Annotated in this window: 13 protein-coding genes; 7 read left to right on the top strand and 6 right to left on the bottom strand. The window is 62.8% G+C overall.

Translation table 11 applies throughout. From position 1 onward, the window contains the following. Positions 1-23: 23 nt before the first annotated feature. Entirely contained in the window at positions 24-1,463 is a 1,440-nt protein-coding gene (pdxR, locus tag ACZ9GA_RS12205) for a MocR-like pyridoxine biosynthesis transcription factor PdxR (protein WP_457363747.1), read from the bottom strand. 194 nt (positions 1,464-1,657) lie between these two features. Then, positions 1,658-2,461: a 2,5-didehydrogluconate reductase DkgB gene (gene dkgB / locus ACZ9GA_RS12200; protein WP_457362431.1), complete on the bottom strand. Its 804-nt coding sequence runs from the start codon at positions 2,459-2,461 to the stop codon at positions 1,658-1,660. A 249-nt stretch (positions 2,462-2,710) separates the two neighbouring features. Here dkgB and ACZ9GA_RS12195 point away from each other — a divergent pair, with 249 nt between their 5' ends. Beyond that, complete coding sequence (locus ACZ9GA_RS12195; protein WP_457362432.1) at positions 2,711-4,192, top strand: NCS1 family nucleobase:cation symporter-1; 1,482 nt, start codon at positions 2,711-2,713, stop codon at positions 4,190-4,192. A gap of 96 nt (positions 4,193-4,288) precedes the next feature. On the opposite strand, the gene copD is transcribed toward ACZ9GA_RS12195, so the two are convergent. Both copD and copC read right to left on the bottom strand, forming a co-directional pair. Continuing rightward, positions 4,289-5,152, bottom strand: coding sequence for a copper homeostasis membrane protein CopD (gene copD, locus ACZ9GA_RS12190; RefSeq protein ID WP_457362433.1), 864 nt, complete (start codon positions 5,150-5,152; stop codon positions 4,289-4,291). A gap of 4 nt (positions 5,153-5,156) precedes the next feature. Then, positions 5,157-5,522, bottom strand: a complete 366-nt coding sequence (gene copC / locus ACZ9GA_RS12185) for a copper homeostasis periplasmic binding protein CopC (RefSeq protein ID WP_457363748.1) — start codon at positions 5,520-5,522, stop codon at positions 5,157-5,159. 153 nt (positions 5,523-5,675) lie between these two features. On the opposite strand from copC, the gene ACZ9GA_RS12180 reads away from it, so the two are divergent. After that, positions 5,676-6,206, top strand: a complete 531-nt coding sequence (locus ACZ9GA_RS12180; RefSeq protein ID WP_457362434.1) for a DUF4946 domain-containing protein — start codon at positions 5,676-5,678, stop codon at positions 6,204-6,206. A 101-nt stretch (positions 6,207-6,307) separates the two neighbouring features. Here the strand turns inward: ACZ9GA_RS12180 and ACZ9GA_RS12175 are convergent, their stop codons facing one another. Next, positions 6,308-7,444: an MFS transporter gene (locus ACZ9GA_RS12175; protein ID WP_457363749.1), complete on the bottom strand. Its 1,137-nt coding sequence runs from the start codon at positions 7,442-7,444 to the stop codon at positions 6,308-6,310. Positions 7,445-7,765: 321 nt separating this feature from the next. On the opposite strand from ACZ9GA_RS12175, the gene ACZ9GA_RS12170 reads away from it, so the two are divergent. After that, positions 7,766-9,067 (top strand): Nramp family divalent metal transporter, encoded by a 1,302-nt coding sequence (locus ACZ9GA_RS12170; RefSeq protein ID WP_457363750.1) that lies wholly within the window; start codon positions 7,766-7,768, stop codon positions 9,065-9,067. 642 nt (positions 9,068-9,709) lie between these two features. On the opposite strand, the gene ACZ9GA_RS12165 is transcribed toward ACZ9GA_RS12170, so the two are convergent. Further along, positions 9,710-10,369, bottom strand: a complete 660-nt coding sequence (locus ACZ9GA_RS12165; protein WP_457362435.1) for a TetR/AcrR family transcriptional regulator — start codon at positions 10,367-10,369, stop codon at positions 9,710-9,712. Positions 10,370-10,602: 233 nt separating this feature from the next. On the opposite strand from ACZ9GA_RS12165, the gene ACZ9GA_RS12160 reads away from it, so the two are divergent. The 4 genes from ACZ9GA_RS12160 (at position 10,603) to ACZ9GA_RS12145 (ending at position 14,763) form a co-directional block, all read left to right on the top strand. Beyond that, positions 10,603-13,008 (top strand): type VI secretion system Vgr family protein, encoded by a 2,406-nt coding sequence (locus ACZ9GA_RS12160; protein ID WP_457362436.1) that lies wholly within the window; start codon positions 10,603-10,605, stop codon positions 13,006-13,008. Beyond that, positions 13,005-13,772: a DUF4123 domain-containing protein gene (locus tag ACZ9GA_RS12155; protein WP_457362437.1), complete on the top strand. Its 768-nt coding sequence runs from the start codon at positions 13,005-13,007 to the stop codon at positions 13,770-13,772. Before ACZ9GA_RS12160 ends, ACZ9GA_RS12155 begins: the two co-directional genes overlap by 4 nt. 15 nt (positions 13,773-13,787) lie before the next feature. Beyond that, positions 13,788-14,105, top strand: a complete 318-nt coding sequence (locus ACZ9GA_RS12150) for a DUF3304 domain-containing protein (protein ID WP_457363751.1) — start codon at positions 13,788-13,790, stop codon at positions 14,103-14,105. Positions 14,106-14,229: 124 nt separating this feature from the next. Continuing rightward, positions 14,230-14,763 (top strand): DUF3304 domain-containing protein, encoded by a 534-nt coding sequence (locus ACZ9GA_RS12145; RefSeq protein ID WP_457362438.1) that lies wholly within the window; start codon positions 14,230-14,232, stop codon positions 14,761-14,763. Positions 14,764-14,784 lie beyond the last annotated feature (21 nt).

Below are 14,784 nucleotides of genomic sequence, written 5' to 3'. Positions count from 1 at the left end.
GTTCGAATAGCCAATTGGCCCCTTTACAAGGGGGCCAATTGCAGCAGGATTTCCCGCACCCGGTCCAGGGCGGTGTCGATGTCCAGCAGGTCGATGGCGCCGAAGCCCAGCAGCAAGCCTGGTACCGGTGGCTGCTGGCTGAAGAAGGGCGTGATCGGGTACAGGCCGACATCGGCCTGACGCGCCACGGTTACCAGCAGGTCGAGGTCCATGGGGCGCTGGCACAGCGCCGTCAGGTGGTAGCCGGCCGTGGCCGGCACGGCCTTGAGCCAAGGGGCGAGGTCGCCGTCAAGGCGTTGCAGGATGCGTTCGCGACGGGCGCTGTAAATGTCGAAGCAGCGGCGTACGTGCTTGAGCAGTTCACCTTCGGCGATGAACTTGGCCAGCGCCCACTGGCTGAGCGTGGGGGTGTGCCAGTCGCTCAACTGCTTGGCCACCTTGACCGCCTGCAGGATGGCCGCCGGCAGCACCGCATAGCCCAGGCGCAGTTCGGGCAGCAGGGTCTTGGAGAAGGTGCCGACGTAGGCCACCAGGCCGTGCCGGTCCAGGCTCTGCAGCGAGTCGGTGGGCGGGCCCTGGTAGCGGAATTCGCTGTCGTAGTCGTCTTCGATGATGATCGCACCCAGTTGCGCGGCACGGGCCAGCAGGGCTTCGCGGCGTGCCAGGCTCATGGGCATGCCCAGCGGGAACTGGTGCGAGGGGGTGACATAGATCAGTCGCGTGCCGTCGGGGATCAGCTCCACGCACAGGCCTTCGGCGTCCACGGGCACGTCGATCACCTCGGCGCGTTGGGCTTTGAACAGCAGGCGGGCAGGGGGGTAGCCGGGGTCTTCCATCACCACCTTGCAGCCCGGCTCGATCAATACGCGGGCCACCAGGTCCAGCGCCTGTTGTGCGCCGTTGGTGATCAGCACCGACTCGCTGCTGGCCTGTACGCCGCGGGCGAAGCCGATATGCCGGGCCACTGCTTCGCGCAGTTCGGGCAACCCTTGTGGGTCGCCGTGCAGCATCCGCGAGCGGGTGAACTGGCGCAAGGCATGCAGGGTGCAGCGACGCCAGGCATCGAAGGGGAACTGGGTTTTCAGCGAGGCGCCGCCGATGAACTCGTAGCGGGCACGCCCCTGGGCGGCGGCCTGGGCCAGCGGCATGGGCATGTCGCGCCACATGGCGACCACGGCGGCGCTGGCCAGGGGCGAGGTGCTGGCCGCCGCAGGCCGGGCAGTGGGGCGGGCGTTGACGAAGGTGCCGCGGCCTACCTGGCCACTGAGCAGGTTGTCGTAGGTGAGCGCGCTGTAGGCGTCGGCCACGGTCTTGCGCGACACGCCCAGTTGCGTGGCCAATAGCCGTGTGGGAGGCAGCTGCGTGCCGGCGGCCAGGCGACCGCTGTCGATGGCATCAAAGAGTTGGCGGTACAGCTGCTCGCCCAGGTCCTTGCGGCCCTGGAAGGTGATGTGCAGTTCCATGGAGTGGTGCGGGGCAGTGGATAATGCCAAGGAGCGTATCACGCTCTGGTAGCAGCAACTGCCTTGTAGAGGTACACACTGTGGGAGCAAAGCTTGCTCGCGATGCAGACGACGCGGTTTTTCTGGATGACGGCGTCGATGCCATCGCGAGCAAGCTTTGCTCCCACAGGACGGTGTCGCTGCAGGAGGAGTAGTCAATCCCAGGCAGGCGCAATGCTTGCCGGGCTGGTCAGGCGCTCGCCACGCTCCAGCGCTGCCAGTTCGGCCATGTCGGCGGCGCTCAGGCGCAGGTCCAGGGCCTTGAGGTTGCTGGCCAGGTTCTCGCGGCGGGTCGAGGAGGGGATCACCGCGTGGCCCAGCTGCATCGCCCACGCCAGCACCACTTGGGCCGTGGTCGCCTGATGGCGCTCGGCAATGCGGACGATTACCGGGTCGTCAATCACCTTGCCGTAGGCCAGGGTCATGTACGAAGTGATCGGGATGCCCTGGCGCTTGGCGAATTCCGCCACCCGGCGGTTCTGCAGGTAGGGATGCAGTTCAATCTGGTTGGTGGCGATCTGATCGGCGCCCACCACCGCAATGGCCTGCTGCATCAGGTCGATGGTGAAGTTCGACACGCCAATCTGCCGTGTCAGGCCCAGGGCCTTGGCTTCGGCCAGGGCGGTCATGAACTCGCTGACGGCCACCGCGCCATTGGGCGACGGCCAGTGGATCAGGGTCAGGTCGACGTGGTCGGTGCGCAGTTTGGCCAGGCTGTCGCGCAGGCTGGGGATCAGCTTGTCGGCAGCGAAATTATCGACCCAGATCTTGGTGGTGATGAACAATTCGCTGCGTGGCACGCCGCTGTCGGCGATGGCCTGGCCGATCTCGGCTTCGTTGCCGTAGATCTGCGCGGTGTCGATGGCCCGGTAGCCGAGCTCCAGCGCGTTGCGCACCACGTCGATGACAACCTGGTCCTTGAGGCGGAACGTGCCGAGGCCGAAGGCGGGGATACTCATGGGGTGCTCCTGTAGGGGGAATCAATCTGGCGGGCAGTATCGGCGGCGTCGGCCGTGGGAAAAAGATCGACGGCGGCATTTGATATTTGCCTGGCCGGCACGAATCCGTGCATTCAGCCGCCGCCACGCACCACGACGAGTCCTGATCGAACGGACAGCATTGGCCGAGGGGTTGCACTTCAATGGCTTGCGCTGCGCGGCACGCTTATTGATAGGCCATGACGCCACAACACCGATAAGGACGCGCCCATGCACCCCACCGTTTCCACGGTCGTCGAACGCGACGGCCTGTACGAGCTGCACGAAGGCACCGACGTGCTGGACAGCCCACGCTACAACCCCGACATCGCGCCCACCCGTGTGCACGAGCGCACCTGGAACCAATGGCACATCACGGCGCTGTGGGTGGGCATGTCGATCTGCGTGCCGACTTACACCCTGGGCGGCGTGTTGACGGCCTATTTCGGCCTCAGCGTGGGTGAAGCGCTGCTGGCGATTCTGTTGGCCAACATCATTGTGCTGGTCCCGCTGACGCTGAATGCCTTCGCCGGCACGAAATACGGCATTCCGTTCCCGGTGCTGCTGCGTTCATCCTTCGGCGTCATCGGCTCCAACGTGCCGTGCCTGATTCGCGCCCTGGTGGCCTGCGGCTGGTTCGGCATCCAGACGCTGTTTGGCGGGCTGGCGATTCACCTGTTCCTGGGCTCGCTGTTCGAGGGCTGGAAGGCCTTGGGCGGAGTGGGTGAGGTGATCGGTTTCATGCTGTTCTGGGCCCTGAACCTGTGGGTAGTGATCCGCGGCGCCGAGTCCATCAAGTGGCTGGAAACCCTGTCGGCACCGTTGCTGTTGCTGGTGGGCGCAGGCCTGTTGGCGTGGGCGTTGCCCAACATCTCCATCACCGAACTGCTGGCCCAGCCGCCCAAGCGCCCTGAGGGGGCCAGCGTCACCAGTTACTTCTGCGCCGGCCTGACCGCCATGGTGGGTTTCTGGGCGACCCTGTCGCTGAACATTCCCGACTTCAGCCGCTACGCCAAAAGCCAGCGGGCGCAGATCGTCGGTCAGGTGCTGGGGTTGCCGCTGACCATGTTCCTGTTCGCGGCGCTGGGGGTGGTGATGACGGCGGCTTCCGTGTCCTTGGTGGGCGAGATGGTGTCGGACCCGGTCAGCCTGATCGGCCATATCAAAAGCCCCGGCTGGGTGGCCCTCGCCATGGCGCTGATCATTGTCGCCACCTTGTCCACCAACACCGCGGCCAATATCGTCTCGCCCACCAACGACTTCCAGAACCTGGCGCCCAAGCTGATCGGCCGTACCCGCGCGGTGTTGCTGACCGGGGTGGTGGGGCTGCTGCTGATGGGGCATGAGTTGCTGAAAAAGCTGGGGCTGATCGTGTCGGATGTCAGCCTGGAGACGGTGTATTCCAACTGGCTACTGGGGTATTCCAGCCTGCTGGGGCCGATTGCCGGGATCATGGTGGTGGACTATTTTCTGATCAGGAAGCAGCAACTGGATCTGGCGGGCCTGTACCGGGACGACGTGTACCCGGCCTGGCACTGGCGTGGCTTTGTCGCGTTGGGGGTACCGGTGGTGCTGACCCTGATGTCGCTGGGCAGCCCGGTGTTCAGCTGGTTCTATGATTACGGATGGTTTACCGGGTCGGCGTTGGGTGGGGTGTTGTACTACGGGTTGTGCGTGATGAGTCAGCCCGTTGCCACCCCCGCCCGCGCGTAACCCTGTAGCCGCTGCCGAAGGCTGCGCTGGCCCTGTGCCTCACTGAAAATTCTCAGCGTTGACAAGGGTCAGCGCAGCCTGGCGGCAGCGGCTACATCACACTAATGGCACCGGGCTGAGGGTACCCAGCAGCGACACGGCCGCAATCGCCGCCATGCCGCACAGCCACTCCAGCAGCACCGTCTGGCGCAACTTGTCCAAGGCAATACGCTGGTTGGCCAGCGCCGCCCGGTTGAACAGCGCCAACGCCAGCATGCACGCCACCAAGGACGCCTTGACCGCCAGCACCAGGGCAAAGCCCGAAGTCATCGGCGTGGGCCACAGGCTGCCGGTCAATACCCGCACATTGATCAGGCCAGTGACGATGATGCCCGCCACCAGTACCAGGCCGTAGCGGCTGAACCGAGTGAGCGTGCCACGCACGTCATGCCCATTTGGCCGCGCCTGGATGAACATCAGCAACAACAGCGCGCCCATCCAGCCGGCCACGCACAGCAGGTGAATCAGCTGGTTGAGCATCAGCAGCAACCCCGGGATGCCGCTGAGCATGGCGGCATGCCCCACGGGCGCCAACGTCGCCAACTGCACGGTGCTGATGCCCAGCAGCAGGCGATTGGGCAGGCGCGCCGGGATACGCAGGCACAGCAACAGGATCAAGCTGGCGAACAGGTGCACGAACCACGCCTTGCCGAAGAAAGTCTGGGTCAGCACCTTCATCACCGTGTCGCCATTGAGCGCGGCCTGCCAATTGCCGGTCATGTCGGCCGCCGTCACCATCAGCCAGGCGATGGCCGTGATCAGGCCGATGCCGGCCAACAGGCACAGGAACGGGTCCAGCCACAGGCGCATGCGCGCCTGCTGGCGGGCGTCACCGAGCAACAAGGGGCGGAATACCAGGCTGCCGAACACCAGCAGCACCACGCAGAAATGCAGAAAACGAACTACCACCAAAGCGCTCATGAGGTTACTGGGCCACCTTGAACTGGTAGCTGCCGTCGCTGTTGTGGGTGTCGACCGACACGGCATGCCATTTGACCGAGTAGTCGCCTGGGGTCAGCGGCGCGGCGGGGGTGACGATCAGGGTTTTCTTGTCGGTGCCCTGGGTGGCGATGCTCTTGATCAGCACGGCTTCGCCGCCACGGGTGAGTTCAACCTTGGTAAAACTTTGTTCAACGCCTTCGGTAAACACCAGGCTCAGCTCGGCCGGCGCGCTGACGGTGGCATCGGCAGCCGGGGTGGCGCTGACCAGGTGCGCGTGGGCGAACACCAGCGGCGACACCAGGCAGCTGAGCAGCAGGGTGGAGGCGGCGAACAGTTTTTTCAGGGGCAGGGCAGTCATGGAAAGAACCTCTGGCAGAAAAAGTGGCGCAATTAAACACGATCTCAGGGTAGCAGGCGGGTGAAATGTTTTACTTGAAGTCAAAGTTGGGTCAACCTCGCCACTTGGCAACCGCCTTCATTGTTACCGGAACCCGCGCTTTTCATGAATGTTTTGCACCGTGGCTGCACCCTGTTCGCGTTTGGCCTGTTACTGGCAGCGCCGCTGGCCCTGGCCGATGACGTGGTCATCACCTGGCCGGCGGGCTGGGCCGTGGAAACTTTGCCCGACGCCACCGACCCCGCCGTACACCGCCAGCGCGCGGCGAAAAACGACGACAACGGCGACCCGCAGATGGTAGTGGAACTAACCCGCACGGCCTTGGCGCCCGACCATCAGGTGAATCTGGGTGGCGTGGTGCTGGAAATGCGCAAGGCCTTGCAGATCAACTTCAGCCACGGGGGCTATCAGAGCGTGTGCACCAAGGTGCGCGACACCAAACTGGGCGATATCGCGGCGGTGGAGACCACCTGCAAGATCAGCCTCAATGGCGGGCATGTGATGACCCAGACGCTGGTGGCGGGCAGCACGCCGGGGGCGGCGTATTCGCTGTCTTATGCCGGTTCGGCCCAGGGTTACAGCGATAACGAGGCGCAGGTGCAGGCGATTCGTGATGGGTTGAAGCTGCAGCCGTAAGCCCAGGGCCTGCGTAGCCGCTGCCGCCAGGCTGCGCTGGCCTTCTGCCTCGCTATAAATCTTCAGGGTTCACGCCGGCCAGCGCAGCCTGGCGGCAGCGGCTACGCGGCGGTTGCTTTCGTGGTCACGCTGCGTTGCAGCAGCACGACCGTCGCCACGTTCACCAGCGCTAAAATCCCCAGCGCTGCCAACGTTGCCGTTGCCCCCAGATGCGCCTGCAGATACCCACCCAGCAACGGCGTCAACGCCTGTGCAATCAACACCGGCCGCGCAATGCGCCCCAGCACCACCGCATACGTCCCCGGCCCGAACAGCGCCAAGGGCAGGGTGCCACGCACAATCGAACGAATCCCGCTGCCCAGGCCATACACCACGATGGCCACCACCGCCCATTGGGTGGCAAACAGCAACCCGGCCAATCCGACCGCCACCAGCAGCACCGATGCCAGGGTGCTCCAGATAGGATGCGCATTGCGCCCCAGCACCACTTGCAACACCCGCACGCCGACCTGGCTAGGCCCGATCAGCGCCGCCACGCCCAGCGCCGCCGGCAAACTGAAGCCCAGCGCCTGCAACAGGCTGATCAACTGCACTGATATGGCGGTAAAGATCACTGCAGCCAGCGTAAAGCTGGCAGTCAGCAGCATGAACACTCGACGATCAGGCTCGGCGCCGTTGGCCGCGGGTGCGTGGGCACCGGTGCTTTTCAGGTGTGGCAATGCCGGCAACGTGCGCAGGTACACTGGCAGCACCACCACAAGCAGCATGACGCTGTAGGCCAGGCAGGCGCCACGCCAGCCCAGATGCGCCACCAGGGCGGCCACCAGTGGCCAGGTAATCGACGTGCAGAACCCCGATACCAAGGTCACTTGCGTGATGGCACCGCGAGCGTTGCTGCCGAAATATTGTCCCAGAGTGGCGAATAGCGGGTCATACAAGCCCGCCGCCATGCCAATGCCGATCACCACCCAGGCCAGCAGAAAACAGCCCAGATTGGGGGCAACCGCCAACAGCGCCAGGCCGGCGGCCAGAATCGGCGCACTGCTCACCAGTACCCGGCGTCCGCCCAGGCGCGCCACCAGACGGCCAACGGCGGGGGCCAGCAGGCCGGAAATCAGTATCGCCAGCGACAGCGCACCGTACACCCAGGCCTGGCTCCAGCCCGTGTCGGCGACCACCGGCGCGGCCAGCACGGCAATCAGGTAAAAGGAGCCGCCCCAGGCGATGATCTGGGCGATGCCCAGCAGGGTCGAGGCGGTCAAGGTCGGGCGTTGCGGTAGATCAGTCACTGCGGCTCCGGGTGCCATCCAGGGGAAGGCGGCAAGGGTATCCCAGCGAGGCGCGGGCGCCCAGTGGCGATACCGCTGATCCGTTGCAATCGACCTTCTTCCGCTCCCGTGGTCGGAAATATCTTATGGGGCGAGTAAATTTCCGCAAAGCCGCTACGTTCAGGTTACAGGCGCTTTGTTTCGCCGGCTTTTTTCGATTCAGTACAGCGAAGCGCTACCTTGAATACTGACAATCACCAGGCCGACTACGCGGCTCGCCGCCGACGGTCCATCCCCCTTGCCGCCCGCCCCAGTCTGGGGGCGATGAACGGCAGTGTTGCCGTGCCTGCGAATGGCCACTGGCTGCGCCGCCTGCTGGCGTTCGCAGGTCCCGGCTACATGGTAGCCGTGGGCTATATGGACCCTGGCAACTGGGCGACCGACATCGCCGGCGGTTCGCAATTTGGCTACACGCTGCTGTCAGTGATCCTGCTGTCGAACCTGATGGCCGTACTGCTGCAGGCACTGGCGGCGCGGTTGGGCATCGCCACCGGCCTGGACTTGGCCCAGGCGTGCCGGGAAAACTACCCCAAGCCGGTCTGCATCGTGCTGTGGCTGGCCTGCGAGGCGGCGATCATTGCCTGCGACCTGGCGGAAGTGATCGGCACCGCCATCGCCCTCAAGCTGCTGTTTGGCATCCCCATGCTATGGGGCGCCATCCTCTGCGCGCTGGATGTATTCCTGATTCTGCTGCTGATGAACCGCGGCTTCCGCGTGCTGGAAGCTTTCGTCATCGCGCTGCTGACCTTGATCTTCGCCTGCTTCGCCGCGCAACTGGTGCTGGCCCAGCCGCAGTGGCATGCGGTGTTCCAGGGCTTTATTCCGCAGGCCAGCGTGGTCACCAACCCGGCGATGCTGTACATCGCCATCGGCATCATCGGCGCTACGGTGATGCCCCATAACCTCTATCTGCATTCATCCATCGTGCAGACCCGCGCCTACCCGCGCACGCCGGAGGGTCGCCGCAGCGGCCTGCGTTGGGCCGTCACCGACAGCACCATCGCGCTGACGCTGGCGCTGTTCGTCAATGCTGCCATCCTGATCACCGCCTCAGCGGTGTTTCACAGCAATGGCCACACCGACGTGGTCGAGATCGAGCAGGCTTACGCGCTGCTGTCGCCACTGCTGGGGGTGGGGATTGCGTCAGCGCTGCTGGGGGTGGCACTGCTGGCGTCGGGCATCAACTCCACGGTTACTGCCACCCTGGCCGGGCAAATCGTGATGGAAGGCTTCCTCAACCTGCGCATCCCTGACTGGGCTCGTCGCCTGCTGACGCGGGGTATTGCCATCGTCCCGGTGGTCATCGCCACCGCGCTCTACGGTGAGCAGGGCACCGCGCACTTGCTGGTGTTCAGTCAGGTGGTGCTGTCGATGCAGCTGCCGTTTGCGGTGATCCCGCTGGTGATGTTCGTCTCCAACCGTGAGCGCATGGGGGAGCTGGCGATCGGGCCGGTGACCAAAGGGCTGGCGTGGTTGGTGTCGGCGGTGATTGTGGGGCTTAATTTGAAGTTGTTGTGGGATACGTTGGTGTAGATCCACACCGATCCAGCAGGCCATGGTACGTTGCAACAAATGTGGGACCGGGCTCTGCCCGGGAAGCGCCGCGCGGGCGGCGCTCGATCTCCAGAGCGCCGCCGCCATTCCGACATGCGCCTCTCAGCACCCCTGCGATCCCTTGTAAATCCTCTCTGACTTCCCCTGCTCCCGTAGCCGCTGCCGCCAGGCTGCGCTGGCCCTCAGCCTCACCCCAAATCTCCAGTATTCACGCAGGCCAGCGCAGCCTGGCGGCAGCGGCTACGCGATAGCGTCATGGCCACCAGTCACTAGCCGACACCTCTTTAGCGCTCTTGAGATCGCGCGCCGCCCGCGCGGCGCTTCCCGAGCTCCGCTCGGTCCCACATTTATTGCAACGTGCCATGGCCTGGGGGATCGGCGTAGGTAGCCTTCGTGTGTTCGTCTTGGGTGCGTGTCGATTTCGTACTGTATTACATATCCTGTAATTACATACCAAATAACGACGTATTTTATGGTCGTAATCTCGAAAATAAGAATTTGATAATGGAGGATTATCAAATGTCATGGCGTTCATCCACGAAAATTCCCCCGAAAACAGGTACGAAACGCAGGTAGACAGGGGGGGGGGGCAGGGCAGGCAAAGCTGCCCCTGGGGGGAATCTAGGCGCGCTTCAACCGCGCGCTGGGCTGCGGCGCAAGGCCTTGCAATAACAGCTGCGTAGCCGTCTGCGCGGCCGCTGCATAATCGATGGCCTGCAATTGCTCGCGCCCCTGCAGCCCAGGCACCTGCCAGCCCAGGCTGATGCACGACTGCGCCACCGCCCAGGTCGACAGCAGCACATGTTGCGGATCCATGGGTGCCAACAGCCCTTGGTCGATCCAGTGCCTCAGGCAACCGACGTTGTCCCGTACCCGCGCCGCCCACCGCTCGGCGTAGGCCGGCGGCAAGCGACTCGCACCTTCCTTCAGCTCAACCATAAACACCTTGGCGGCAAACGGCTGGCGCTCGAACAGGCGCACCATGGCCGTCACCGTGCGGGTCAGCGCTTCCAGGGGTTCGTCATCCACTCGCAGCGACAGGCAGGCGTCCATATAGGGCGTGGCGATGCTCTCCAGCACCTGGGCGTACAGGTTGTGCTTGGACTTGAAGTAATACAGCACGTTGGGCTTGGGCAGCCCGGCCTGGCGGGCGATGCCGCTGAGCGTGGCGGCGGCGAAGCCTTCGCAGGCAAACACTTGGCAGGCGGCTTCGAGGATCACGTCGGGCACGGCAAGCGGGGGCGTGGCGTCGAGCCGTGGGTCGAACGGCATGATGTACATCGGTCAATCCTTGTTGTGCTTCATCCCCTGGCGGGAATTGCTTTTGTAATATACAAAACTATATAGCGCTTGCGTAGCTGCCGTTATTGAGTAGGAAATTTCCTATCCTGGAAATTTCCACAACTTGTTCGGAATTTTCCTGCCATTGCTCAGAACCGTCCGATAGAACCTGCCAAGTGAGTTACATAAGATTCCCTCTTTCATCCGTTATCCGGATCTGACAGGGGCATACCATGGCTTCAAACCTTTCCAGCCTGCCGGTTTTATTCGACCACAGCCGCCACCGGCTTAGTATCCGCCGCTTCGACGAGCCCCTCGATGTCCTCGCATTCGAAAGCGATGAGCAACTGAGCCAGTGCTTCACCTACCGCATCGAATTCACCAGCCCCAGCCAGGACATCGCTGCCGAGCAGGTCCTTGGCCATTCGGCCAGTTTCAGCTTGTACCCGCTGCCGGAAAAACCTGCCTACCGAGGCGCCCAGGTACCGCCGCCCGAACCCCTGCGCATCGTCTACGGCGTGATCACCGGCCTTCGGCGGCTGTCCGCCTCCAGGGACGAAGCCCGCTACCAGGTCACCCTGCAACCGCGCCTGGCCCTGGCCGATCGGGGCAAGCAATTTCGCATCTACCAGCGCCAGTCGGTGCCGCAGATCGTGGAGAGCATCCTGTGCGAGCGCCACCGTTTCGCCCAGTACGACCTGCGCTGGCACCTGGTGCGCCAGTACCCCGTGCGCGAACAGGTGATGCAGTACGACGAAAGCGACCTGGCCTTCATCCAGCGGCTGCTGGCCGAAGTCGGCATCTGGTACTGCTTCGTCAACCACGAGAGCGCCGAGCTGGCCGTGGTCCAGTTCAGCGACATGCGCAAGGGCCTGCACTATGGCGTGGAGTTGCCGTACCACCCGTATTCCGGCCTGAACGTGGGCGAACAGGACAGTGTCTGGAACCTGCAGACCCAGCACCAGGTGGTAGAAAAACAGGTCAACGTGCGCACCTATCGCTACGAGGATGTGTGGGCTCAACTGGACGCCGACATCGACCAGACCCGCGGCAACACCACCACCCGCGGCGAGGCCTATCACTACGGCGACGACTACAGCCAGACGGGCGACCGCTACGCCTTTTATAAAGACGTACAACCTGAAAGCGCCGTCTTCTACGCCCGCCTGCACCACGAGCGCTACCTCAACCAGCAGACCCACCTGAGCGGCACCACCACCAGCCCCACGCTTGCGCCGCGCCAGGTGCTGACCATCACCGGCGACGCCCCGCAGGCCTTCCAGCCGCGCATCATCATCACCCAACTGACCACCCGTGCCGCCCGCGACAGCAGCTTCATCGCCCACTTCAGCGCCATCCCTTACCACCAGGACATCTACTACCGGCCGCCCGCACTGCCCAAACCGGTCATGGCCGGCACCCTGCCGGCGCGCATCACCAGCCATACCGCCAACGACCCTTATAGCCACCTGGACATGCAAGGCCGCTACAAAGTCAGCTTCCTGTTCGACCGCGACACCTGGAAACCCGGCGAAGAAAGCCTGTGGCTACGCCTGGCCCGACCCTACGCGGGCAACACCCACGGCCTGCACCTGCCGCTGATCCCCGGCACCGAAGTGGCGATCGCCTTCGAGCAGGGCGACCCGGACCGCCCCTACATCGCCCACGCCCTGCACGACAGCCACCGCCCGGACCTGGTAACCAAGCGCAACTACTTGCGCAACGTGCTTCGCACCCCGGCCAACAACAAGCTGCGCATGGATGACACCCGTGGCCAGGAACACATCAAGCTCAGCACCGACTTTGCCGGCAAGAGCCAGCTCAACCTGGGGCACGTGGTAGACGCCGAGCGGCGCAAGCGTGGGGAGGGCTTTGAGCTGCGCAGCGATCATTGGGGGGCGATTCGTGGGGGCAAGGGGCTGTTTATCAGTGCTGATGCCCAGGCCAAAGGCGCGGGCGATGTGCTGACCATGGGGCCTGCGATCAGCTTGCTGGACAAAGCACTGGCTGGGATGAAGCAGTGCCAGGACATCGCCCGCAGCCACAACAGCCGCCCCTTGGCGACCGAAGGTTTGAGCGCCCTGCAAGGCGACGCGAAAAACCTGCAGGCCCCGGCGATTCTGCTGAGCGCGCCGAAAGGAATCGCCGCCGTGACCCCGGCCAGCCTGCTGCTTAAAAGTGGCGACGGGTTGTATGTGCAGAGTGATGACGAAATCAACCTGGCAGCCGGGGCGCGCCTGGCCGTGCAGGCGGAGGAGGGGGTTTCGCTGTTGGCGCGCCAGGAGGGGATGCGCCTGGTATCGGGCGATGGACCGCTGGAAATCGAGTCGCATGCGCAGGGGATGAGCCTGATCGCGCAGCAGGATGTAACGGTGCAGACGGTGGAAGGGCACCTGCAACTGACGGCGAAGCAGGGGATTACGTTGGGGTGTGGGGGAGGTTACATCCGGATCACGGCGGCAGGCGATATAGAAATTCACAGCCCCGGCCTTGTCAGCGTCAAGGGGCAGCACCGGTTTACCGGGCCCGCCAGCACCGTATTTCAGCTACCGCATTTACCTGGGTCAGTTTGCGAAGAGTGCCAGGAGAAGGCTCGCGCCATGGGGCAGGCATTTGCCGTTCGGGAGGCGCAACCATGACCGAGGCCCAAATAAACGAGTGGGTCGAGCTGCTTGAAAACTGCTGCGCCGACGTACCTGCAGCCTCCTTGAACTTCATTATCGACCAGGCCGGCACCACACCCCTGCTGTCCAGTGTATGCAGTGTCGTACCCGCATTGACTTGGCAATCGCTGTTCGACGGATTGCCGGAAGAAGGCTCCCTACACCTCGCGCCAGTGCTAGTGAGGGTTGATTTGACACAACCGCTGCAACGGCAATGGCTGATCGGCTTGATCGGCGACCTGCATGACCGCTCGCGATTGTTGTTCTTGGTAACTCGCTGGCATTTCCCCGCACTGGCCGAGTACTTGCGCCGGTGCCTTGGCGCTCGCCATAGGGGGCGAGGCGGGCTGTTCAGGTTTTACGACCCGAGAGTATTTGCGTTGCTGTTCAGCCACGTCTTTGAGCTCGATCAGCAACAAGTACTGCTCAGGCCAGCCGAATTCTGGAGCTGGCTGGACCGCGATGGCCAGCCCCGCCATCTACCAGGCGCTGGTGACCTGCCGCAGCCGCCAGACGACTTCACTGCATTCGAGCTCACCGACAACCAGATTGAGCGGCTCAGTTGCGTCAGCGACGCCATGACTGCACAGGGCAACTTTGCGGGCGTTTTACCGAGCAAGTGGACGACAGAACAGCGATTTCACGCGTGTTACGAAGCCGTGCTTGAGGGCTTGGCAGCTGGGCACCGGACGGGGGCGGAGTTGGCTGCCCAAGTTCGCAAGAAATTAAGGGGCGCCTGAGTGCGTTTGTTTTTCATGAGAGGAGTGAGTGCTGTGCCGCCGATTTCGATTGGGAATTTTATATTGGCTACCAATATTGGGCTTACGGGGGCGTTATTTAGTGCTGGCTCGGAGGCAACTGTGATTGTGGGGAAGGTAAAGGCTCAGCGACGCACGCATCCTAAATCGGTTCCGCTACCTGACTACACCAATCAGAAGGTCTGTGGAGTGACTGTCCATTTTTTGCCCTGCAATGAAGTTGTACCGACTACTTCATGTTATGCGTACAGCAGCCCTGAGCACCCCGTTAAGGTGCCGCTGCAACCCGCGAAGGTTAAGCGATGTCAGGGCTGAATCTTGGAAGGTTCCAGTATTTGAAGGAATGAAGAAAAATACTGGTAATTGATAAGCTGATTGCTGCGCCCGAAGCATCGGGCAGTATCTGAGTGTGTTGCCCGTTGTTATAAGGAGCAGTTCTATGCGAAAGAAATCGTTTCGAGATTTGATATTGGTAACGAAGCTTGGGATTGCAGGCGTATTGGTTGCTTTGAATTCGGAGGCAGGCGTGATAAGAGGGGTTAATCATACTAACTTATCTATTAATCATTTCAGCGTTGATGGGCAGTCGGGAGTGGATGTTATCGGCCCCTACCAGAGCGGCGGGGGAGGATGTTGCTACGCTGCCCCGGAGCGCTGGAAAACCGGGCTGCAAGTGCAAGTAGATTGGCAAACTGGGGCGGGCGCTGGAAGCGAATTGGCGCGAGAGTTTCCAGGCTACGAAAACTGGGCACAATATCTGATATGGAGAGACAAGGTCGTCGCCCAGAGACAAAAGTATTCGAAAATAGTCCCGATTCCTGACTATGCAAACCAAGGTGCTTGCGGAATCACCGTTCATTTTTTGCCCTGCGACGAGGTCAAAGTTACCACAAGCTGCCACTCATTCGGTAGTCCCGAATATCCCATTAAGCTGCCGCTGAAGCTAGAAGAGGTTCAATCATGTTCGAGGTAAAATCTCCGTGCGTTTGGTATC

It is taken from the genome of Pseudomonas sp. TE3644 (genome assembly GCF_056278815.1).
This window is presented reverse-complemented; position numbering and strand designations above follow the sequence as displayed.